Origin of the sequence: Sphingobacterium wenxiniae (assembly GCF_900116225.1) — a bacterium.
In the GTDB taxonomy this organism is placed as follows: domain Bacteria; phylum Bacteroidota; class Bacteroidia; order Sphingobacteriales; family Sphingobacteriaceae; genus Sphingobacterium; species Sphingobacterium wenxiniae.
In genome coordinates this window covers 246,803-268,945 of the sequence record NZ_FOZZ01000006.1, presented here as the reverse complement: position 1 = coordinate 268,945, position 22,143 = coordinate 246,803, and the positions used below count along the sequence as shown (strand labels likewise).

Annotated in this window: 21 protein-coding genes and 1 tRNA gene; 12 read left to right on the top strand and 10 right to left on the bottom strand. The window is 42.6% G+C overall.

The features are described 5' to 3' along the window. Window positions 1-187: 187 nt before the first annotated feature. From hutI to hutG, 3 genes are read left to right on the top strand one after another with little or no spacing between them, the layout of a single operon-like run. Complete coding sequence (gene hutI / locus BM375_RS10185) at window positions 188-1,438, top strand: imidazolonepropionase (protein WP_093365781.1); 1,251 nt, start codon at window positions 188-190, stop codon at window positions 1,436-1,438. 1 nt (window position 1,439) lies between these two features. Further along, window positions 1,440-3,443 (top strand): urocanate hydratase, encoded by a 2,004-nt coding sequence (locus BM375_RS10180; protein WP_093365778.1) that lies wholly within the window; start codon window positions 1,440-1,442, stop codon window positions 3,441-3,443. A gap of 2 nt (window positions 3,444-3,445) precedes the next feature. Next, entirely contained in the window at window positions 3,446-4,405 is a 960-nt protein-coding gene (gene hutG, locus BM375_RS10175; protein WP_093365776.1) for a formimidoylglutamase, read from the top strand. Between the two features lie 113 nt (window positions 4,406-4,518). Here the strand turns inward: hutG and BM375_RS10170 are convergent, their stop codons facing one another. From BM375_RS10170 to BM375_RS10155, 4 genes are all read right to left on the bottom strand, one after another. After that, window positions 4,519-6,612, bottom strand: coding sequence for a S9 family peptidase (locus BM375_RS10170; RefSeq protein ID WP_093365774.1), 2,094 nt, complete (start codon window positions 6,610-6,612; stop codon window positions 4,519-4,521). A 190-nt stretch (window positions 6,613-6,802) separates the two neighbouring features. Beyond that, window positions 6,803-8,272 carry a cell envelope integrity protein CreD gene (gene creD, locus BM375_RS10165; protein ID WP_093365772.1) on the bottom strand — a complete coding sequence of 490 codons (1,470 nt, stop codon included), beginning with the start codon at window positions 8,270-8,272 and terminating at the stop codon, window positions 6,803-6,805. Between the two features lie 51 nt (window positions 8,273-8,323). Further along, complete coding sequence (locus tag BM375_RS10160; protein ID WP_398357867.1) at window positions 8,324-8,620, bottom strand: winged helix-turn-helix domain-containing protein; 297 nt, start codon at window positions 8,618-8,620, stop codon at window positions 8,324-8,326. An 8-nt stretch (window positions 8,621-8,628) separates the two neighbouring features. Then, the gene (locus BM375_RS10155) at window positions 8,629-9,246 is read right to left on the bottom strand and encodes a hypothetical protein (protein WP_093365768.1); all 618 of its coding nucleotides are present in this window, start codon (window positions 9,244-9,246) and stop codon (window positions 8,629-8,631) included. Window positions 9,247-9,470: 224 nt separating this feature from the next. Here BM375_RS10155 and BM375_RS10150 point away from each other — a divergent pair. The 3 genes from BM375_RS10150 to BM375_RS10140 all read left to right on the top strand — a co-directional run bounded on the left by BM375_RS10150 (window position 9,471) and on the right by BM375_RS10140 (window position 11,799). Further along, window positions 9,471-9,552: transfer RNA gene (locus BM375_RS10150), tRNA-Leu, on the top strand. Window positions 9,553-9,624: 72 nt separating this feature from the next. Continuing rightward, entirely contained in the window at window positions 9,625-10,959 is a 1,335-nt protein-coding gene (gene tig, locus BM375_RS10145) for a trigger factor (RefSeq protein ID WP_093365766.1), read from the top strand. Window positions 10,960-11,244: 285 nt separating this feature from the next. After that, window positions 11,245-11,799, top strand: coding sequence for a GNAT family N-acetyltransferase (locus BM375_RS10140; RefSeq protein ID WP_244525875.1), 555 nt, complete (start codon window positions 11,245-11,247; stop codon window positions 11,797-11,799). Window positions 11,800-11,829: 30 nt separating this feature from the next. Here the strand turns inward: BM375_RS10140 and BM375_RS10135 are convergent, their stop codons facing one another. Then, window positions 11,830-13,287 carry a DUF3943 domain-containing protein gene (locus BM375_RS10135; RefSeq protein ID WP_244525874.1) on the bottom strand — a complete coding sequence of 486 codons (1,458 nt, stop codon included), beginning with the start codon at window positions 13,285-13,287 and terminating at the stop codon, window positions 11,830-11,832. Between the two features lie 110 nt (window positions 13,288-13,397). Between BM375_RS10135 and BM375_RS10130 the strand changes: the two genes are divergently transcribed. Beyond that, complete coding sequence (locus BM375_RS10130) at window positions 13,398-14,099, top strand: hypothetical protein (RefSeq protein WP_093365762.1); 702 nt, start codon at window positions 13,398-13,400, stop codon at window positions 14,097-14,099. Between the two features lie 33 nt (window positions 14,100-14,132). Here BM375_RS10130 and cysM read toward each other — a convergent pair whose 3' ends face one another. The 5 genes from cysM to BM375_RS10105 form a co-directional block, all read right to left on the bottom strand. Next, a complete protein-coding gene (gene cysM / locus BM375_RS10125) occupies window positions 14,133-15,005 on the bottom strand; it encodes a cysteine synthase CysM (RefSeq protein ID WP_093365760.1) in 873 nt (290 codons plus the stop codon). An 81-nt stretch (window positions 15,006-15,086) separates the two neighbouring features. Further along, complete coding sequence (gene epsC, locus BM375_RS10120) at window positions 15,087-15,908, bottom strand: serine O-acetyltransferase EpsC (protein ID WP_093365759.1); 822 nt, start codon at window positions 15,906-15,908, stop codon at window positions 15,087-15,089. Window positions 15,909-16,167: 259 nt separating this feature from the next. Beyond that, on the bottom strand, window positions 16,168-16,551 hold the full coding sequence (locus BM375_RS10115) for a DUF3037 domain-containing protein (protein WP_093365757.1): 384 nt from the start codon (window positions 16,549-16,551) through the stop codon (window positions 16,168-16,170). After that, window positions 16,529-17,326, bottom strand: coding sequence for a HipA family kinase (locus BM375_RS10110; protein WP_093365756.1), 798 nt, complete (start codon window positions 17,324-17,326; stop codon window positions 16,529-16,531). The genes BM375_RS10115 and BM375_RS10110 overlap by 23 nt, the downstream gene beginning before the upstream one ends. Before the next feature lie 9 nt (window positions 17,327-17,335). After that, window positions 17,336-17,851: a DUF4269 domain-containing protein gene (locus tag BM375_RS10105; RefSeq protein ID WP_212611663.1), complete on the bottom strand. Its 516-nt coding sequence runs from the start codon at window positions 17,849-17,851 to the stop codon at window positions 17,336-17,338. Between the two features lie 161 nt (window positions 17,852-18,012). Here BM375_RS10105 and BM375_RS10100 point away from each other — a divergent pair, with 161 nt between their 5' ends. From BM375_RS10100 to BM375_RS10080, 5 genes are all read left to right on the top strand, one after another. Beyond that, window positions 18,013-18,558, top strand: a complete 546-nt coding sequence (locus tag BM375_RS10100) for a DUF1599 domain-containing protein (RefSeq protein WP_093365754.1) — start codon at window positions 18,013-18,015, stop codon at window positions 18,556-18,558. Between the two features lie 4 nt (window positions 18,559-18,562). Further along, entirely contained in the window at window positions 18,563-19,759 is a 1,197-nt protein-coding gene (locus BM375_RS10095; RefSeq protein WP_093365753.1) for a BT_3928 family protein, read from the top strand. A 151-nt stretch (window positions 19,760-19,910) separates the two neighbouring features. Continuing rightward, a complete protein-coding gene (locus tag BM375_RS10090; protein ID WP_093365751.1) occupies window positions 19,911-20,432 on the top strand; it encodes a shikimate kinase in 522 nt (173 codons plus the stop codon). Next, window positions 20,416-21,363 (top strand): glycerophosphodiester phosphodiesterase family protein, encoded by a 948-nt coding sequence (locus BM375_RS10085; protein ID WP_093365750.1) that lies wholly within the window; start codon window positions 20,416-20,418, stop codon window positions 21,361-21,363. The genes BM375_RS10090 and BM375_RS10085 overlap by 17 nt, the downstream gene beginning before the upstream one ends. Before the next feature lie 3 nt (window positions 21,364-21,366). Beyond that, on the top strand, window positions 21,367-22,083 hold the full coding sequence (locus BM375_RS10080) for an ATP-binding cassette domain-containing protein (protein WP_093365748.1): 717 nt from the start codon (window positions 21,367-21,369) through the stop codon (window positions 22,081-22,083). Window positions 22,084-22,143 lie beyond the last annotated feature (60 nt).

Below are 22,143 nucleotides of genomic sequence, written 5' to 3'. Positions count from 1 at the left end.
TTTAGTACATGAAAAAACTGAATAAGTCATAAAAAAACGCGTCATTGCGAGGAAGTATGACGAAGCAATCTGCGTTTTTAATGTCATCAGATTGCTTCGTTACCTCGCAAGGACGATGACATTATTTTTTGTCATGTACCGTAAGTATTTAATTCTATTTTTAAATAGGACACGCTAAATAACAACGATGATGAAAAAGAAACTTATAGGGCCATTCAAACAAATATTATCCCTGACAGACCTTCCATTAAAAGGTTCGTTAACAGATAGTGCCCTAAACATAATTACGGAATCGGGCATATTAGTTGAAGGAGAAACCATCACCGCAATCGGAAATTTTGCACAGCTGCGGGATCAACAATCTTCCGATGTTGAAATCCTTCAATTAGCAGGTCATTGGATCTGTACGCCCGGATATGTCGATTGCCATACCCACATTGCTTTCGGAGGAAATAGAGCCAACGATTTTGCCCTTCGCAATGCCGGAGCAAGCTATCTGGATATTGCCGAGGCAGGAGGAGGTATTTGGAGTACAGTGCGCCACACCCGTCAGGCTACCGAGGACGAACTCGTGGATGCTATCATCAACCGTGTCCAAGCATTGCTTGCACAAGGCATCACCACTATCGAGGTAAAAAGTGGCTATGGGCTTTCGGTTGCAGAAGAACTGAAAATGCTACGCGCCATAAAAACTGCACAGCAACACGTAGCAGTCGATCTAATTCCAACTTGCTTAGCGGCACATATGAAACCCAAAGACTATAACGGAGATGCCGCAAGCTATCTTCAGGAAATCGCTACACAGCTCTTCCCGATATTGCGAACAGAAAAGCTATCCAATAGAATTGATGCTTTTGTCGAGCAAAGCGCTTTTTCAGCTGCGGAAATAAAACCCTACTTTGAAACCGCCAGATCCATGGGTTTTGACATCACGGTACACGCGGATCAGTTCTCCACTTCGGGTTCTGCTGTAGCGGTCGAATATCAAGCAGTAAGTGCGGATCACCTGGAAGCGTCAACCGAACAGGAGATCGCGCTATTGGCCGCATCGGATACCGTAGCCGTAGCGCTTCCCGGTGCATCACTTGGCTTAGGCTGCGGGTATACACCCGCGCGACGCTTATTGGATAAAGGCGCTTCGCTGGCCATAGCCACCGACTGGAACCCTGGTTCTGCACCTATGGGGCAATTGATGACGCAAGCAGCCGTTCTTGCCGCCGCTGAGAAATTGACGAACGCAGAAGTATTTGCCGCACTCACTTTCCGCGCAGCAAAAGCACTTAACCTGACCGATCGCGGCAGGTTAGCCGTCGGAGAACTGGCTGATTTCAGCCTGTACAGAACCGACAACTATCAAAATATCCCTTACCTGCAAGGTTCGTTGCAGCCTGAGCAAGTATGGAAAAAAGGAAAACAAATCTTCACGAAAGGAGCTTAACATGACATTCCAAGAAGAAATACAACAGGGAATCCCGGCGACATTGCCGCCTCCTGCAAAATATGACGAAACCGTCAGCCATGCACCGCGCCGAAAAGACATATTAACACCCAGTGAAAAACGGCTGGCTCTTCAAAATGCATTACGTTATTTCCCTGCCGCATGGCATGCGGAATTAGCGAAAGAGTTTCTATACGAACTGCAGACCTACGGACGTATTTATATGTATCGTTTTCGTCCACGGTATCCCATGCATGCCCGTCCGATCAGTGTATATCCGGCACAGTGCCAACAGGCCGCCGCTATCATGCTGATGATACAAAACAACCTTGATCCTGCCGTAGCACAACATCCGCATGAGCTGATTACTTACGGCGGAAACGGTGCGGTATTCCAAAATTGGGCGCAGTATCTTTTAACAATGCAATACTTGTCCCAGATGACAGACACGCAGACATTGCATCTGTACAGTGGGCATCCTATGGGGTTGTTTCCTTCCTCCAAAGACGCCCCACGTGTGGTGGTTACGAATGGCATGATGATACCGAACTACTCCCAACCCGATGATTGGGAGCGGTTTAATGCATTAGGGGTTACACAATACGGACAGATGACCGCAGGTTCTTATATGTATATTGGGCCACAAGGCATCGTCCACGGGACAACCATTACCGTTATGAATGCTTTTCGCAAAAAGTTAGCTCCGCAGGACAATATCCGCGGCAAGGTATTTCTAACTTCCGGCTTAGGAGGAATGAGCGGAGCGCAACCAAAGGCAGGCAATATCGCCGGATGTATTACCGTCTGTGCGGAAGTCAACCCTTCCGCAGCACGGAAACGCCACAGTCAAGGCTGGGTTGACCTGTTGATCGATGACATGCCTGAACTTATTGCCCGGGTAAAACAAGCCGTCAAAAATCAGGAAGTTACTTCTATCGCTTATATAGGGAATATTGTAGATGTATGGGAAAGCTTTTACGACCACGACATCTTCGTGACGGTGGGTTCTGATCAAACTTCCCTGCATAATCCTTGGGCAGGGGGCTATTATCCCGTAGGATTAAGCTTTGAAACTGCTGTAAAACAAATGGCAGAACAGCCCGAACAATTCAAACAAGCCGTTCAACAGTCGCTTATCCGCCATATAGCAGCCATTAATCGGCATGTTGCACGTGGCACTTACTTTTTTGATTACGGCAACGCCTTCCTTCTGGAGAGTAGTCGAGCAGGTGCAGATGTCATGGCGGCAGATGGCATCAACTTCCGCTATCCCTCCTATGTACAAGACATCTTAGGCCCTATGTGTTTCGATTATGGGTTTGGCCCTTTTCGATGGGTCTGTACTTCAGGCGAAGCACAGGACTTACAAACAACCGATATGCTTGCACTACAGGTCTTGCAAGAACTCAAACAAGATGCTTATACGGATATTCAGCAGCAATTGGCTGATAATATACAGTGGATTGAACAAGCCGAACAAAACAGGCTCGTAGTCGGTTCGCAGGCACGCATCCTCTATGCGGATACTATTGGACGTATTCGGATAGCAAAGGCTTTTAACGCGGCTATCCGCGAAGCAAAAATAAGTGCCCCGATTGTGTTGGGAAGGGATCATCACGATGTGAGCGGAACCGACTCACCTTATCGCGAAACCAGCAACATATACGACGGAAGTCGTTATACCGCCGATATGGCCATACACAATGTTATCGGTGACAGTTTTCGCGGGGCAACATGGGTGTCCATACACAATGGAGGTGGTGTGGGTTGGGGCGAAGTGATTAATGGAGGTTTCGGCCTGGTGCTGGATGGCAGTGAAGATGCTGACCGTAAATTGGAAAACATGCTATTCTATGATGTAAACAACGGTATTGCACGACGGGCATGGGCACGCAATAAAGAGGCGCGAAAAGCCATAGAGGTGGAATTGAACCGGACGAAATCATTACAGGTCACCTTGGCAAATGAAGTTGATAATCAACTATTAGATCAGCTATTCGAATAAACATGCACGCACAATTTCAACAATATTATATACCTGCCTGTACAACAGATTGGTCTGGCCGGGTAGATGGGGAAAGCGGGGAACATCTCCGTTGGCATCAGATTATATCTTGTATTGACCTAAGGGAAACCAATAGTTTAGACGGAGCTTTTGTACTATTGGGCTTTCCATGCGACGAGGGTGTACAACGTAATTTAGGTAGAACGGGAGCCGCAGAGGCTCCGGTGGTACTTCGCAAAATATGCGCAAACCTACCATTGCAAGGTGATAACAATCGAAGATTGATAGATGCAGGGAATATTATTTGTGAAGACGAACAACTCGAAGAAGCACAGCAAGCTTTGGGTGTCGCCGTTTCATTGATTCTAAAACATGGCGGACTCCCGATTATACTGGGAGGAGGTCATGAGGTGACGTATGGTCACTATTTGGGCCTACGTGAAGCGTACAATGGCAAAATAGGCATCATCAACTTTGATGCGCACTTTGATATTCGCCAGTCCAAAGAAAACCAGGCAACCTCGGGAACAGGATTCTATCAGATTGCCCAAATGGAAGAATACCTCCATTACCTTCCTATAGGTATTCAACGTATCAGCAATACAGAGGCGCTCTTCCAAACCATGCAACAGAAACAGTGCACATGGATAGAAGCGCAGGATTTTAATCGTGAAAATCGTCAACAGATAATCGAAGAAATAGACATGTTCTTAGCACAGATTGACCACTTATACATGACGATAGACATGGATGTTTTCGCATCCGTCTATGCTCCGGGCGTCAGTGCGCCAGCCTATAATGGTATCGTTCCAGACAATTTTTTCTTACATATTTTCGAAAAGCTCATCCGTTCACCCAAATACCGAAGTATCGATTTCGCCGAACTAAACCCACGATACGACATCGATAACCGTACTGCTCGATTAGTTGCGGATTTGGTGTTTAGGGTGGTTGGTAAATAGTATAGGAATAATGTAAATATCCTTAAAAAAGTGTGTCTTCGTCGATATAGAATTGGTTATCTCCTCTATTAACAAATCGCCCGAAGTTATAGGCGCTTCGGGCGATCTGTGTATTAAAGAGTCTCTTTCAACCAACCGAAAAACTCCCGTTGCCACACTTGGGCATTATGTCCCGATAAAACCCAGTGGTTTTCTTCGGGAAGATAAACCAAACGGCTCTTGATATTCTTTAATTGCGCGGCTTGAAATGCTGCCAACCCTTGCCCGATAGGCACACGAAAATCTTTCCCACCTTGAATCACCATAATTGGCGTATTCCACTTGTCGATGTGCTTAATAGGATTAAAGTCGGTATACGTCTTACTATTTTTTTTATCCCAATATGGGCCACCTAAATCGTAATTTGCGAAAAATAGCTCTTCGGTCGTACCATACCAAGAAGTCATATCAAACAGACCGCAGTGCGAAATAAATGTTTTGAAACGACCTTCATGTACACCTGCTAACATAAATACAGAATAACCGCCATAGCTGGCTCCCACTGCCCCAATCCGTTCTTTATCAACATAGGATTCTTTTGCCAAGTCATCAATAGCCGAAAGGTAATCACGGATAGCCTGTCCACCCCAGTCTTTGGAGATATCTTCGTTCCATTTCACTCCCCATCCCGGCATACCTCGGCGGTTAGGCAAGATGACAATATAGCCTTGTGAGGCCATCAGCTGAAAATTCCAACGATAGGAATAACCTAATGTGGTAGCAGATTGTGGCCCCCCCTGACAGAACAACAATGTTGGATATTTTTTCTTCGGATCAAAATCAGGTGGATAGATAACCCAGGAGAACAAATCTGCTCCATCAGAAGCTTTGGTGAAACGTCCTTCAACCTTCGTTTCCGCAATACGCTCGTACGCTGCATCATTAACACCGGTGATAGACAACAGTGCTTTTCGCTGAAAATCATATTTATAAATCTCAGCTGCACGGGTCATCGTAGTTGATGTTACGATCAATCCACCATCCACTTCTCCCACAATACCTCCAATATCAAATTGTCCTTCACTCAGCTGCGCAACTTTTGGCTGGCTGTTTTGTGCAAAGTTACTCGGTATTTCTACCGCAAACAATTGCACCGTACCACGAACTGGAGCCGTAAAATAGAGTTTACGACCATCTTTGCTCCATGTAAACCCATTTACTGTACCATCCCAATGCGCTGTCAAATTCAAGCGTCTGCTACTGGCTTTGTCAAAAACGATAATATCATTTTTATCCGCTTCATAACCATCTGTCTTCATACTCAACCAAGCCAAATGATTCCCTTTTGGGCTATAGGTTGGATTGGTATCATAGCCGTTCATTCCTTCCGTTAGGTTGGTCGTCGTTTTGCTATCTAAATCATAGCGATAGATATCCGTATTGGTACTTACCGCATAGTCCTTACCAAATTTTTTCTTGCAGACGTAAAGCACTGCCTTTCCATCCGGCGACCAAGTGAAATCTTCTGCTCCACCAAACGGTGCTTGCGGACTGTAGTAAGGCTCGTCTTTCAACAAGTCTATTGCCTCTCCTATTTTTCCGTTATCATAAGAAGCCACAAAAGGGTGGTTAAAACGTCCGTCATTAAAGCTATCCCAATGCCTATAGTCCAAATCATCGTAAACATACACATCCGATTTGTCCAGATCAGCATATTTATCCTTGCTATGGTAAGATTTTACCAGCATCGATCTACTAAAAAGAATCTGTTTTTTATCAGGCGATAACTTTACATTTTCCAACCCACCTTCTACATCGGTAAGTTTCTTTGCTTCGCCTCCATGGAGGTTTTTGGACCAAAGTTGACCTTTTAACAAATAAATAACATCACCGTTTTCGGCGATTTCGATTACAGAGCCGCCGCTTTCCTGTAAAAAAGGAGTAGCCTCTCCGCCAGAAATAGGCGCCACAAAGAGTTTCTTCTCCGATTTATTTTCGCCAAAACTATACTGAGAAACCCCATAAATTACCTGTTTTCCATCGGCCGACAATCCCTCTGCCGACACCCGTCCCAATTCCCAAAGCCTTTCAGGCGTCATGACGTCTTTCCCCAAATGTGTCAATTTTTCTGTAATCAAGCTCTTATCAATTATCTTTTCGGGAGTCCGTTGTGCTAATACCGAAGCACTCACAACAAGGGCTGCCGCTAAAATGGATATTTTACGCATAATTATCTCGTTTTAACCCCGAAGATAGGAAATCGCTCACCATTTCAGAAACCTGCGCCGAGAAAATATATAAACAAAGGTCCAGTAGAACTTCCAACCAAATATAAAATGTTGCATGATAGCTAATAGATTATAAGAAAATAAGCTGCCGTACAGCGTTGGTAGAGGTACGACAGCTCGTTTCCTGATTTTATTTTCTTTCGAATTGATACCAATTGATTTTGATGGAAAATCGCATTAACACCGCGAGAATAATAAATACGCCTATCGTTCCTACAATTAGTGCATAATCCTGCAATTGCATTAGGAAGAAAATAAACGCATAGAATGTAGCCAGTATCGCACTGAATACCAAACCTACTTTTTTATCCTTCGTAATGCCATAAATAAAAGAAGCAATCAACAAGATTGTCGCCAATGCAGACAACAGATAAGCCCAGTTAAACCCAATGTGTTCGCCAACAGCTAATAACAAGGAGTAGAAAAGCACCATCGCACAACCGATCAGTACATATTGTACAATATGTACCCGTTGCTTTTTGATGATCTCCGTAAAAAAGAGCGACGTAAAGGTGAGGAGTACCACAAGGATACCATACTTCGCCACACGTGTAGTTTTCTGGTAATTGTTCACCGTCTCCAAAAAGTTAACCTGTACCATATCCTGCTCTGTTGATGTTCCTACACTTTGTCCTGCACTTGCGACTGCGACAGCGGTTGAAGGATAATCATACTCGGTATAGACCGGTTCATAGTTCACTATTTCGTAGAGTCTGCCTTTCGCTCCCTTCCATTGTTGCGGAAATTTACGGCTGAAACTTGGTATACGCCAGGTCGCTTCAAAATCTTGATCGGAAACGGTGCGTTCCTCTGGAAGAAAACCGCCATTGAAGCTTGGGTTTGACCATTTACCCGACACCGCAATATCGGTCTCGTTGCCTGTAGGAAAAACAGTAAAAGATTTCGATCCCCGGATATCCAAATGGATTGCAAAACGCTGTTTGGTAGATTGACCCGATAAATCCCAATCCGCTGCCATCGTCTGTTCAAACAGCGAAACTTCACCATTCGCTACCTGAAACTCAAGCTTTTGTCCATCCACTGTCAGTTGTGGAACTGACTTCACACCTTTAAGATCACTTAACCCAATGAACACTTTAGCATGTGCCCAATCCAAATCCTCCGGCTTAATGTCTAATTTCTGTAAATCCAATTCATCAAAATTACCCGTCAGTTCCACGGTAGCATTATAAACCACACTTTGGTAGATGCCGCGCTTAAGATATTCTGGTTCTACAACCGACTTCACGTGCAATTGTTTAGAAGCTAAAAAGATATAATCTTGTCCCACCTCAGTTTCCGTTTTTACCTTCCCTTTGTCGTCGGTTGTACTCACACTATATTGATAACGATAGGGAATCCCGATAATAGGCCCGGAAATCACCTGCTGATTGCCCCACTTACTGGCAATTTCATAACTTACAGAACGCTCACGTGCCTTACGCTCTCCGATTAAATCCTTTATCAGCTCCATAGGGATAAGCAGGAGCAACACCAGAAAAAGGATAATACCTAATTTGACGATTACAGAGTTTGCCAACCGTTCGAAAAATGACGGTTGAGGTGCATTGAATGCTGGAGGGATGTTTTGATTTTCCATTTTTATAATTATTAAAGTACTTTGTGTTTCAAAGTTTATGAATAAAAAAAATTATTTATACTGTTGTTTTATCAAATTTTCCAATGCAGAGAGGTGGTTTTCAAAGGCTTTAGCTCCTTTATCCGTACGCTTATAACGCGTATTCGGTTTTCGATCCACGAAGCTTTTCTCCACAGTGATGTACCCTTCTTTCTCTAAGGTTTTTAGGTTTGAAGCCAGGTTTCCATCCGTCACGTCCAGCAAATCCTTCAATGAACTAAAATCATATCCCTCATTGGCCATGAGCACACTCATGATCTGTAGACGAATACGGTTCTCGAAAACCTTGTTATATAAAGAGAAATCCACACTCACCGTTATTCGTATTTTTTATGGACAATAAAACCATAGATAATGTGCAACACCCCGAACCCTAATACCCAAAACCATAATCCATATCCCGGAAGCAGCAATGCCAAAAGTCCAAGCACAATTTCCAAAAGACCCAACCAACGTACTTCTTTAAACGTATAGACACTAGCAGAGGTCAATGCCAGACCATAGAAAATAAGCAAGGTCGAGGCAATTAATCCGAACAGGCCTTTCGACAGGAATATCAATGCCAGCAAGCCTCCTGTTATTAACGGGATGGCCATTGCCAACAACATGGCTTTACTGGAAGCATTCCACACGACCTGCCCCGCCTTATTCGCCTTCCGACGTGCCATCCACAGTCCTGTGGTTAACGAAGCCAACAGTACCGTTAAAGCTATCCAGAACAGATTTCTAATAATAGCGGGCTCTGTAACGTAATGGTCGCGATAAGCAAATTGGCTATCAAAGCCATACACCATATAATAAGCTGCCGCTGCACCAACTAGTGCATATATTCCGATCAGCACACCGGACAATCCTGAAATAGAAAGTACTTTAGAGGACCGTTCCATCAAGGAGCGTATATTACCTATCTCTTTTATCAAATCCTGCTGATTCATATCGTATAACCTATCTTTAGAAAAGCCTCTGCTCTATTTTGCTCCATTCTCATCAAGGAGAGCAAACAAACACCAAAGAACTTTGAAAAACAAAGTAAATGAATACAAAGCATTTATACAAGACATTTCGACAAAAAAATATTTTTTATAAAATAATCTAAAAAAGTCTTGCAAGATAAGGTTAGGGTTACTATCTTTGTGCCACAATAAAAGTCCTAATAACTGCGGAAGTGGCGTAATTGGTAGCCGCACCAGACTTAGGATCTGGCGCCGCAAGGCGTGGGGGTTCGAGTCCCTTCTTCCGCACTTGATGTCCTCCCGAACTTAATAACTCGGGAGGATTTTTTTTGTAATAATGCGTAAAAGCGATAAGAGAGTATGAATATTTCACACCAAAAAGTTGACGATGTCAACGCGAACATCACGGTTGAATTAGCACCAGAAGATTATAACCCTTCGGTAGATAAAGCCATTAAAGAGCAAGCTAAGAAAGCAAAATTACCAGGATTCCGTCCGGGTATGGTTCCAGTAGGACACATCAGACGTACCTACGGTAAAGCTATCTTATTCGATGAAATCAACCGCGTGGTTAATGACAAGATTTCTGAGTACATCGGCGAGAACAAATTGGAAGTTTTAGGCCAGCCTCTTCCAGTAGACAGCGATGCAGACGCTAACTACAATTGGGATTTCAAGGACAACTTTACCTTCAATTATGAAATCGGTATCGCTCCTGAATTTGAAATTCCTTTCACCGCTGAAACAGAATTCACAGCATACGACATCAAAGCTGACGATGAGACACTTGCTGAACGTATCAAAAACCTACGCCGCAGTTATGGTAAGATGACCAACCCTGAAGTGTCTGAAGAAGGTGACGTGCTTTACGCTACTTTGAAACAAGACAAAGAAGAAGGCATCGAAAAAACAACTTCTGTACGTACGGACATCATCCAGGATGCGAAGATTAAAAAATCTTTGGTAGGCTTGAAAAAAGATGATAGCGTTAAAATTGATGTTAAAAAAGCATTCAAAGTAGAAGATTTAGCGCGTATCTTAGGTGTAACGGAAGACGAAGCTGCAGATCTTGATGTTACCAAATTTAAAGTTACTGTAAAAAACATTAACCGTTTAGAAGAATCAGATTTGAACCAAGAGTTCTTCGACAAGCTATTCCCTGCTGGCGAAGTGACTACAGAAGAAGATTTTACAGCTAAAGTTAGAGAAGAAGTAGAGAACTTGTTCAAACAAAATGCTGACCAAAAATTGCGTAACGATCTTTATACTTTCGGTATGGAGAAAGTTGATGTAAAATTCCCGGAAGCTTTCTTGAAAAAATGGTTGAAAGCAACCAACCCGAACATCACTGATGAAGAGTTGGAAGAAGGTTTTGCAGATTTCTTGAGCAACTTGAAATGGACAATCATTGAAAACCGCATCGTTACCAAAAACAACTTGGAAGTGAAATACGATGAGGTGGTTAACTTAGCTAAAGAAAGAATCTATGCACAAATCAAGATGTACAACATCAACGATGAACCAACTGACGAGCAATTGAACCAGTTTGCTATGCAGTTGTTGCAAGACAGAGAGCAAGCCAACCGCTTATTTGAAGAAGCAAAAGCTTTAAAAGTGTTCGATTTCTTAAAAGAGAGCATCAAATTGAACAGCAAAGAAATCCAATACACAGATTTCGAGAAACTGGACAAATAAATTTAAGGTATTCACTTAAGGAAAGCGGTTGCAGGAATATCCTGTAACCGCTTTTGTTTTATATTTAACGGATTAGAGACTGTTTAAATTTTTGCTTTCACCTCAAAACACGTCATTATGAGGAACGATAGCGACGTGATAATCTGTGTTTTGATTCTCTTGTCCATAGATTTTGCTTCGCAGAACTCACTTCGTTCGGTTCTCCTCGTTCTTCGTCGAAATGACGTAAAAATTATATTTTTAAACAGCTTCTCAGGCGTAGAAGTTAGAGAGATAATTTAGAATATGATTACATTACGAAGAGCCCATATTACAGATGCGACCCAGCTCGCGTCTATCATGCTTCTGGCAATGGAAGACATAATTTACTATTTCATTGGTAAGCGTGACTATCAGGAAGCAGTAGCATTTTTACAGTATTGGATTGAACAGCCCTGCAATCAGTATTCCTACGAAAACATACTTGTTGCAGAAGAAAAAGGTGAGATACTGGGGCAGATTTGTCTCTATCCGGGTGAAGATCTGGATAAATTACGAAGCCCTATTCTCCAGCAGCTAAAAGAAAAATACGGACAAGATTTTCTACTGGAAGCAGAAACGCAAGCTGGCGAAATTTATATCGACACCATAGCGGTGAGTACAAATGCACAAGGAAAAGGTATTGGGAAGAAACTTTTACACTACGCTATCGATGAATATGTCTACAAGCGCAAGCAAACGTTAGGCCTATTGGTCGATAAAGATAATCCCGATGCAAAGAAACTCTATCTAAAAGTAGGATTCAAAGCAGTCAACGAATGTCACATCTTTCAAAAAGATATGGAACATTTACAATTCTAAGAGATTTGTGCTGTATATGGCACAAACCTCTTAAAACCTTACATTATAACCAACAGACAATCGCCCAAATGGAAATCGTCGATTAAAATCGGTATACTGTTCGTCATCAAAATGCCCTTCCAAGGCAAAGTACCCCGAACTCACATTCACTGAAAAGTTCTTAATGATTCGCAGACTGGCTTCCAACGTACCAGCATGCAATAAATAATACGATTTATTACCACTTATGGTATAGAAAATCCCTCCATTATAATCAGCAGTCACCAGCAATCTATTCAAAAGACTCAACTCGCCACGATAACGATAGCCAGCTCCGGAGCCATAGTTATAGTTACGGCTTGCTCCATAGAGGAGATAAGGGTCTGGCACTCCAGCTAGCAAGATAGCACCTGCACCCACACTCATATTTAGTCGATTATTATTTTTATAACGAAATTCCGAATTCCAACTATATATCAGATTCTGCGCACCATAGAAAAAAGCGTCATTGTTATAAAAGTCATAGTTGGCAGAGAGAACTCCATAATGCGAACCTTTCTTCGTGCTAAAGAATTCGTGTCCATACAATAAAGCATGTACATTCACTGCATTGATAAACGTACTGTCTCCCTTACCGAACTCCAGATTCACATAGAATTGGTCAAAAGGTCGTTTGATACTATGTTCACCATTACTATACCATAATCGTAACCGTCCATAAGACCCATTTTTTCCACGTTCCAAAAGGTCTACTTCTTTCGTGTCGAATCTTCGCACTCCAATATTTACCTCTGCCCAGATCGTAGAAGAATCCACGGCATTATACTCATCCACCTTTCCCCATTTTCCATCTAACAAACGATTCAGCCCGTTAACCGGATTGACAAAAAAAGCGCCTATTTCATTCCCCGTACGCGACCGCGGATCCCGACTTCCTCGACCTAAAATATTCCGGGCTATACGGTGCGTAATTTCCCCCAATATAATACCACCATAAGTTGTATTCACCAGGTCATTAATCGAAGGCGCTTGTGTCTCCCCTCCCGTTTCCCAGATATAACTTCCTACGAAAGTCGCTATACTAGATTCATAAAAATTATAACCATTACTCCGGAAAGAGTTAAAATAAAGCTGCCCATGATAAGGGTGGTCAAGGTGATTGGTTGTAAATTGATTATCATCCCAGTCCCAAGCAGACAGACGTTGGTGGTCAATAAAATTCTTAAAAGAAATATAAGAATATGGATCCTTGGTAATAAAACGATTAAACGTAGCTGGAAAAGCCTGCGCCAAAAACCATTCAGTACCCGCACGCCAGAATTTCTTCTGGCGAAGAGGCTCTCTGGCCGTACGGATAAAATCCGAAATCGAGTCCTGTTGGTTATAACTTGAAAAACTTTTATAGGTCGTATCCTTTGCCACCGGTAGCGATATGTGCTGTCCCTTACTTGGAAAGAAGAAACATACGCTCAACAAGCATATTAAAATATAAGGATGTCGTATTTTCATGAATCTCATTTGGTCAGCAAAATTAGCAATACCTTTAGAGTATTAAAACAAATTCACCATAAGTTTGTTTTTTTACTACTTTTATTGTTCAACCAAAAATAAAGGAAACCATGAAGACATTTTTTTCATTCTTACTGACATTTTTCTTATCCAGCTCACTCCTACTGGCACAACAAACGAACAATCTACAAGGAGCCTACTTAGGAAAAGGTGGCGACACCAACGTCTTATGGCTATTGGTGGATGGTTATTTATCCCATATCTACTACACCGATGACACCTATAAAGGCACAACGGGCGGACCTTATACTTTTGACGGACAAAAGATTACTTTAAAAGTAGAATATGATGACATGACGGAAGACCTGTCAACCATTGGTCAAGAACTCACATTTCCTGTATCGAAAGACGGCGACAATCTGCAAACCGGGGGTATCACCTTGGTCAAACAAGCTGCTAAAAACCAAGATTTGGATGGGCTATGGCATATTACAGGACGCAAACAGGGCGATAATATCGTCCAGATTCACCAAACCGGCACCCGCAAAACCATTAAACTTTTAGTCGATGGCTATTTCCAATGGATGGCGATAGATCCGGGGGCAAAGACGTTCTCCGGCACTGGCGGAGGTCATTACACATTTATCGATGGAAAATATGGGGAACATATTCTGTTTTTCTCACGCGATAATTCCCGAGTGGATGCACATTTGAGTTTTGATGGCGAAATAAAAAATGGAGAATGGCATCACAGTGGGTTAAGTTCTAAAGGTGACCCTATTTATGAGATATGGAGTAGGGATACACAGTAGTTTTTTTGCCCCAGCTGTGCTGGGGCAAAAAAACTACCCAAATAAATCTGAGCTCAAATACCGATCACCTCTATCGCAAGCTATAAAAACAATAACTCCCTCCTCAATCTCATTAGCAACCTGTATTGCTGCTTGACAAGCACCTCCTGTACTCATACCCGCAAAGATTCCTTCTTTACGCACCAAATCCCTTGTCCTTGCAGTAGCCTCCGTTTGGGAGACATCAATGATACGGTCTACTCTCGACGCATCGAAAATCTTAGGTAAATAAGCCTCCGGCCAACGACGTATACCCGGAATCGATGACTCTTCGGTAGGTTGACAGCCGACAATCTGTATATTGGGATTCTGTTCTTTAAGATATATAGAACAACCCATAATCGTCCCGGTAGTTCCCATAGCACTTACGAAATGTGTGATCTTCCCACTGGTATCCTTCCATATTTCCGGACCTGTTGTCTTAATGTGTGCATTGTAATTATCGGGATTGGCAAACTGGTTCAAAATATAATACTCTCCAGAAGCAGCTTTCTCTTCGGCGTAGTCCCGGCAAACCTCCATATTGTCCAGCAAGGTAACCTTAGCCCCATAAGCCTCCATAGTCAAGGTTCGTTCACGGGTAGAAGATGCTGGCATAACCAATTCCAATTCCAGACCATACAGCGAAGCAATCATAGCCAAGGCTATTCCTGTATTTCCAGAAGTAGCTTCAATAAGCTTGGATTGCTGATTAATCTCTCCTCTTTCCAAGGCCGACCGTATCATGTTCAGCGCCGCACGGTCTTTTACAGAACCGGCAGGGTTGTTGCCTTCGAGTTTTGCAAAGACTTTTACCTTTGGGTTATTATGCAAATGTTTTATTTCAACCAACGGCGTATTTCCAATGGTATCTATTAAGTTCTTCATATTTATTTTTTGTTGAATCGATTAATCGACAAAATGACGAACCGATTGAGGTTTAAACCGATATTCCACAATTAACCAATTTCACGATTCCATTCTATCGTACACAAACTTGGATGTAGGCTGATGATAAACTGTTGTATAAGGATCTACACTGGAAGTCAGCCACACATTTCCACCGATAATTGAGTGGCGCCCTATCACAGTCTGCCCACCCAATATAGTTGCTCCGGCATAGATAATGACATGGTCTTCAATGATGGGATGACGTTGCACATTGGCCAGGTTCTTCTCTACACTTAAAGCCCCTAAAGTAACGCCTTGATAAAGTTTCACGTGATTGCCAATGATACAGGTTTCGCCAATCACCAGCCCGGTCCCGTGGTCAATATACAGGTACTCGCCAATTTTTGCTCCGGGATGAATATCTATACCAGTCTTCGAGTGTGCATGCTCGGTCAGAATACGTGGGATAAGTGGCACCTTAGCCTCCCAAAGTTGATGGGCGATACGATAAATACATATTGCCGTAAACCCGGGATAGGTACGGATAACTTCCCGGATGCTCTTGGCCGCAGGGTCGCCGTCCATAATAGCCTGCGCATCTGTCCACATAGTCTGATAAACCTCAGGCAGTGTTTCGAAAAAACGCTTTGCAATCAATGGGTTATCACATTGAGAACAAGCTTTGGTCTTTTCCAACAACTCTAAAAGCTCTTTCTCGGCATGTTCAAACGCTTTACGCACATCCTCTACACCTTGAAAGGCCGAGGAATTCCGCTCGGGAAACAACATGTTTAACAGATTTTGTGCCCAAGACGCAATACGTTTGTTGCTGGGCATATCTTGTACCTCAAGCTGTTTTTGATATATCTTTTTATAGAAATCTTCCATCTTTGCTGACATCTTCCTTATTATATTCTAAAAAACCTTTCGCAGAAGGCTTTAATGTTAATGCTTCAAGAATATGACAAAACTCTATTAATCATAAAACGCGTTCCCGAAAGCATTCGGGACGAGGAAGCATGACGAAGCAATCTGCGTTTTAATGTCATTCCCGCCTCAGGAGGGACTTCGTTTCCTCGCAATGACGACGACATTACTTTTATTCTACTAAAATCAATATCCTATAAAGGTAAGATTAGATTTTAAAAATCCATTAATTCTATAGAACTAATTTATCAAACAGTTCCTGCAAAGTCTCTTCCGGTTCTACACACAACCCCGGATGGGTAACAGAGCATTGTATCAAGGTACTACGTTTTGCTGTCAGCCAACGGAAGCGCTCCGGTAATTCTAAAGCGGCTAACTTTCCACCACGCTTATCACCTACACAGATATATTGGAAAGAGTCCAGGTGCTTTTTGATAAGCTCCAGATCGATCTCAGGATATAACGCCCTACACTTTGCCTCGTCCACATAAATCTTGACTTGGGCATATTTCTTTTTCTTGCAGTATAGTGCCACCCCCACGTTTACGAATTCCTCCCGTTCCACGCGTGGCACAACCCTTACCACGGCATACTCATATACGGTTCTTTCGTTCATCTTCAATCTGCTTTATAAAATTTGCCGAATGTTCCAATCGCTTCATAAGGAACTCCAGATACACCTCGCGTGCATCTGCAGCCTGCAACCCTCTGCTCTCATCCACTAACCATTCATCGGGGATAACAGACAACACATTACGCAGGTTTTCCTCCGTAAATAAGGTTTTGTAGGTATCATCCACTTGCTGTACCGCATCCGCAAAACGTAACAGTACATGATCCTTTATCTGCACAAAAGGTTTGGTTGCCTGCTCCGCCCAATTATCCCAACTGTGGTGGAAATACAGGGAAGCGCCATGGTCAATAAGCCAAAGTTCATTATGCCATATCAACATATTGGTGTTCCTCACTGTACGGTCTACATTCATCAACAGAGCATCCAACCATACGATTTTAGAAGCCTCTTCGCCTCCTACCTTATCCACATTCGCATCAAAGGTAATCGCGCCATTTAGAAAATGTACACCAAGGTTTTTCCCCACTGAAAATTTCAGTAAATCCTGTATCTCTTCATCAGGCTCCGTTCGGGCAAAAGACTCATCCAGTTCAGCAAACACCATTTCCGGCATCCGTAAGTCTAAAAACCTCGCCAGCTCCCCGCCGATCAATTCGGCGATAAGTGCTTTCTTACCCTGTCCGGCACCCCTAAATTTAATGACGTAACTAAAGCCATCATCCGCATCAACCAACGCAGGCAACGAGCCTCCCTCACGAAAGGGTTGCACATAACGGGTGATATTAACATCGCGTATTTCTGGTTTAAAAATTTTCATGTTTTCTTATTACTGAAGCAACCCCTCATAAGGATCGCCCGATATATTCAATAATTGAGCAAAGGCTGGTTCGGTTTTTATCCCCTGTGCTTTTAACCTGATAATTTGCTGTCTAAACGCCTCTCCCCGCTCTTTTAAGATAGCATATTCTTTTATCATGTGCCGATAGCCATATTGTTGTTTCACAGGTATAGTTTGGCAGAACAACTCTATCTGAAATGCTGATATGGTAAAATTTACAACCACGGCAATCTCCTCCCGAATAAACGTATCCTTAATAGTAAAGCCAAGAAAGCCTCCGAATTGTTTTGACACTTCCTCTTTAAAGCCTTTCAAATCCAAGGTGGTACATGCTATATCCAAATCACTGTTTTCAACAGCAATATCTATCGGAACTGTGCCGATTAAAAGCGGTTGAAACTTTCCCAATTTTTCCATTATTTGATAATCCTGCAATACCCGAAAAGCCTGTTGCTGTACAGCACTGCCTTTCTGTAGATAAGCTATGGTATCAAACTTTTTCATCTTCATTTCTGTCAAACTCAAAAATAGGGATAATTTTTATCATCTTTCATCAAAGGTTTTTCAATCAGCATCATATTCTGATTATATGCTGACGCTATTATATTGCATATCAAGGTGAATTTATTTAGGTTTGTAACATTCATTAACAGCAAACATCAGATATGGATACAACGGCAGAGTACAACAGCGTAATTAGCCATTGCAAGGATTTATTTTTAAAGAAGACCAAAGACTACGGCACCGCTTGGCGCATTATGCGTCCTGCCTCCATTACAGATCAGATCTATATCAAAGCGCAGCGCATCCGCACCTTAGAGGAAAAGAAAATTTCCAAGGTTGGTGAAGGCATTTTGGACGAATATATCGGTATTGTGAATTACTGTATAATTGCCATGATGCAACTGGAAATTCCCGCAGAACAAGGTGAAAACTTGGATTATGCCTTTGTAGATGAACAATACACAGCAAAGGTTGATGAAACACGCGACCTGATGTTTGCCAAGAACCACGACTACGGCGAAGCATGGCGCGATATGCGCATTTCCTCGCTCACTGACCTTATTCTGATGAAATTATACCGTGTGAAACAGATCGAAGACAACAACGGTCAAACCCTCGTGTCCGAAGGACTAAAAGCCAACTATCAGGATATGCTGAACTATGCTGTATTTGCATTGATTAAACTTGGAGTGGCCAATAAAAAATAAGCAGATGGAGACAAATTTTACCCCTACCCGAAAGAAAACACAAACGGCAGATATTCTCTTAAACATTAGCAGAATCTTTGTAGGCATTCTTTTTATCTTCTCCGGACTGATAAAAGCAAATGACCCCATGGGCTTTGGCTACAAGCTACAAGAGTATTTCCATGTATTCAAAATGGATTTTCTGAATGATTACAGCACTTGGCTGGCTGTTATCATCTGTGGATTGGAAATCATCTTAGGTGCTTTTCTGCTATTGGGCTTTTATCGACGGAAAGTGGCTTGGGGGCTATTACTCCTCATTATCTTTTTTACTTTCCTGACGTTCTACTCTGCTTTTTTTGAGGTAGTAACCTCCTGTGGTTGCTTTGGCGACGCCATTCCACTGACTCCATGGCAATCGTTTATCAAGGACTTGGTACTACTCGCCTTTATCTTGATTATTTTCAAGTATAAAGACCACATCCAGCCGATTATGGCTAAAGGTACCGGAAGAGGCTTTGTCACTTTTATGGTTTTCCTCATATCTTTTGGCATTGGTATTTATACCGTATTTTTCTTGCCTTTCATCGACTTCTTACCTTATAAAGAAGGTCATCATATACCTTCCTTACGTGTATTGCCAGAGGGTGAAGAAGGTGATGTTTATGAATTCATCTATACGATCAAACACACAAGCACCGGGGAAACAAAAGATGTAACCGATAAAGAATATATGGGTGGTATCTGGGAAGATGAAAACTGGGAAGTAATAGGCGAACCCAGTTCCCACTTAGTTAAAAAAGGGTATCAGATCCCTATCCCTGACCTCTTTATTTCAGATGCCGAAGGCAATGACATGACGGATGAAATCATCACGAATCCTTATTACAATTTCGTGGTCGTCAGCACCTATGTAGACAAACTTTCCACTGCCGATATTATTGCACTGGACAGAATCAACACTACCATCCGTGATTTGTCTTCTGATTACAACCTACGTGCTGTATTGCTCACAGCAAGTTCATCCGATATAGCCAACCGGCTTAACGAAGAAATGGATCTGGTACTGGAGGCTTTCTATGCTGATGCCGTGCCATTAAAAAGCATGGTGCGTTCCAATCCGGGCGTACTGTTGATGCAGAATGGTGTAGTTATTAAAAAATGGTCAAAAGTAACCTTCCCAAGCAAAGAAGAATTGGAAGAAGCTTATCTGCAAAAATAATTCCACCACATGATAAAAAAGAATAACATACAAAAAACACGTCATTGCGAGGAGCTACGACGAAGCAATCTGTGTTTTTTATGTCATCAGATTGCTTCGTTACCTCGCAATGACGATGACATCACTTTGTCATGTATGAACAAATAATAACATGAACAGACCTATTTTTTTACTGGGATTCATGGGAAGCGGTAAGACCACCTGGGGGAAAAAGCTTGCTAACCACTTGAACAAAGAGTTTATTGATTTGGACCATTACATCGTAGAACGTGTCGGCATGTCCATCCCTGAATATTTCCAACAACATGGCGAAGCTGCTTTTAGAGCATTGGAAAGTGAGGTTTTAAAAGAAATGGAAGGCAAATCAGCTATTATCTCCACAGGAGGTGGCAGCCCCTGCTACTTCGATAACATGACTTGGATAAAAGATAATGGGCTATCTATCTATCTTTATTTAACACCCAAAGCCTTATTTTCCCGTTTAGAGAAATCCAATATCGCTAAAAGACCCGCATTAAAGGGATTGACCGGAGAACATCTCTTGGCTTTTATCGAAGAAAAATTAACCGAACGCAGTCCTTATTACGACCAAGCACATATCAAAGTAGATCAACTAAACATCTCCTTGGAGGGACTTAGTCAACTTATAGCACAACATGACCAAGAAGTTTAACCTTTTCCTTTGCCTATCTCTGACGATGCTGTCGATAGGTTGCTTCAGAAGCAATTCAGCTTCGGATTTAACCACGGTTAGCAATCATAACCAAGTATTTAATTTCCAAGATGTAGAAGATTTGTACCGTTTCCTTACCTATTCGGAGAAACGTGTTCCTCTAGTCAGCGCCCACCGCGGCGGGCCGGATATAGGCTACCCTGAAAATGCGTTAGAAACTTTTCAGCGCATCGCTTATAAAACACCCGCAATTATCGAGTGCGATATTGCTTTGACAAAAGACTCTGTTCTGGTATTGATGCATGACGAGACTGTAGATCGTACAACAACAGGGAAAGGTCGGGTTAGAAATCATACCTACCAAGAGTTAAAGTCACTTTATCTGAAAGACAAAGCGGGAGATGTAACCAATTTTAGGATACCGACCTTGGAAGAAACTTTATCTTGGGGAATTGGTAAAGTCATCTTTACCTTGGATGTCAAGCGCGAAGTCCCATACCACATGGTCATCGATGCCATCCGCAACACAAAAGCTGAGGCCTATAGTGTCATTATAACCTACAGTGCTGACCAAGCAGCCGTAGTACACAATTTAGCACCCGATTTGATGATTTCCGCATCGATTAAAAGCACAGAGGATTTATTACGCCTCAACGACCGCGATGTACCGGACACACGCCTTGTTGCTTTTGTTGGCACCAGTGAAGTAGATAGACAAGTCACCGATCTGCTTCATCAGCATGGCATATTGTGTATATTGGGAACAATCGGCAACCTTGACCGCCAGGCTAAACAGAACGGAGATCAGGTTTATGCCGACTATATTGAAAACGGAGCGGATATATTAAGTACAGACAGACCACTGCAGGCTGCTAAAGCATTGGATTTCTATATCCGGAAAAGAGACTTATCATCACCGTATATCAACTAAGCCATGTCTATCAAAGTCGATAAATTGACCAAACAATATGGAACCCAAAAGGCACTCCATGAGGTTTCTTTTGAGATAGGCGATAACCGTATCGTTGGTTTCTTAGGTCCAAATGGTGCTGGCAAGTCCACAACCATGAAAATCTTGGCAGGGCTCTTACCTCCTACTTCAGGACAGGCCTTCGTACAAAATCTTAATGTACAACAGCAGTCTTTGGCCGTGAAGAAGTTGTTAGGTTTTTTACCGGAAAACAATCCGCTATACAGGGATATGTACGTACGCGAGATCCTCTTATTCGAAGCCAATACCCATAAGCTAAAGGAAAAAAAAGGACGGGTGGAAGAGGTGATCCGACAAACAGGACTGCAGGCCGAGCAACACAAGAAAGTAAGCCAGCTCTCCAAAGGATATAAACAACGGGTAGGATTGGCCATGTGCATTATCCATCAACCGCAGGTACTCATCCTTGACGAACCTACCTCCGGCTTGGACCCTAATCAGATTCTGGAAATACGCGCTTTGATTAAAGAATTGGGCAAAGAAAGAACTGTATTGGTATCAACCCACATCATGCAGGAAGTAGAAGCCATTTGTGATGAGGTTATTATATTGAACAAAGGCGTTCTACAAGACCACTTCACCCTACAAGACATGCCCGTCAAATATCCAGGCAAATCACTCGAGGATATTTTTGTCTCCTTAACAAACGGGGCGGTCTAAGAAGCCTTGCAAACCGCAAAACGCGTCATTGCGAGGAGGTACGACGAAGCAATCTGTGTT

Coding starts and splice junctions, on each gene's coding strand:
- hutI (WP_093365781.1), top strand. CDS start 188: ATGATGAAAAAGAAACTTATAGGGCCATTCAAACAAATATTATCCCTG.
- BM375_RS10180 (WP_093365778.1), top strand. CDS start 1,440: ATGACATTCCAAGAAGAAATACAACAGGGAATCCCGGCGACATTGCCG.
- hutG (WP_093365776.1), top strand. CDS start 3,446: ATGCACGCACAATTTCAACAATATTATATACCTGCCTGTACAACAGAT.
- BM375_RS10170 (WP_093365774.1), bottom strand. CDS start 6,612: ATGCGTAAAATATCCATTTTAGCGGCAGCCCTTGTTGTGAGTGCTTCG.
- creD (WP_093365772.1), bottom strand. CDS start 8,272: ATGGAAAATCAAAACATCCCTCCAGCATTCAATGCACCTCAACCGTCA.
- BM375_RS10155 (WP_093365768.1), bottom strand. CDS start 9,246: ATGAATCAGCAGGATTTGATAAAAGAGATAGGTAATATACGCTCCTTG.
- tig (WP_093365766.1), top strand. CDS start 9,625: ATGAATATTTCACACCAAAAAGTTGACGATGTCAACGCGAACATCACG.
- BM375_RS10140 (WP_244525875.1), top strand. CDS start 11,245: ATGATTACATTACGAAGAGCCCATATTACAGATGCGACCCAGCTCGCG.
- BM375_RS10135 (WP_244525874.1), bottom strand. CDS start 13,287: ATGAAAATACGACATCCTTATATTTTAATATGCTTGTTGAGCGTATGT.
- BM375_RS10130 (WP_093365762.1), top strand. CDS start 13,398: ATGAAGACATTTTTTTCATTCTTACTGACATTTTTCTTATCCAGCTCA.
- cysM (WP_093365760.1), bottom strand. CDS start 15,005: ATGAAGAACTTAATAGATACCATTGGAAATACGCCGTTGGTTGAAATA.
- epsC (WP_093365759.1), bottom strand. CDS start 15,908: ATGTCAGCAAAGATGGAAGATTTCTATAAAAAGATATATCAAAAACAG.
- BM375_RS10115 (WP_093365757.1), bottom strand. CDS start 16,551: ATGAACGAAAGAACCGTATATGAGTATGCCGTGGTAAGGGTTGTGCCA.
- BM375_RS10110 (WP_093365756.1), bottom strand. CDS start 17,326: ATGAAAATTTTTAAACCAGAAATACGCGATGTTAATATCACCCGTTAT.
- BM375_RS10105 (WP_212611663.1), bottom strand. CDS start 17,851: ATGAAAAAGTTTGATACCATAGCTTATCTACAGAAAGGCAGTGCTGTA.
- BM375_RS10100 (WP_093365754.1), top strand. CDS start 18,013: ATGGATACAACGGCAGAGTACAACAGCGTAATTAGCCATTGCAAGGAT.
- BM375_RS10095 (WP_093365753.1), top strand. CDS start 18,563: ATGGAGACAAATTTTACCCCTACCCGAAAGAAAACACAAACGGCAGAT.
- BM375_RS10090 (WP_093365751.1), top strand. CDS start 19,911: ATGAACAGACCTATTTTTTTACTGGGATTCATGGGAAGCGGTAAGACC.
- BM375_RS10085 (WP_093365750.1), top strand. CDS start 20,416: ATGACCAAGAAGTTTAACCTTTTCCTTTGCCTATCTCTGACGATGCTG.
- BM375_RS10080 (WP_093365748.1), top strand. CDS start 21,367: ATGTCTATCAAAGTCGATAAATTGACCAAACAATATGGAACCCAAAAG.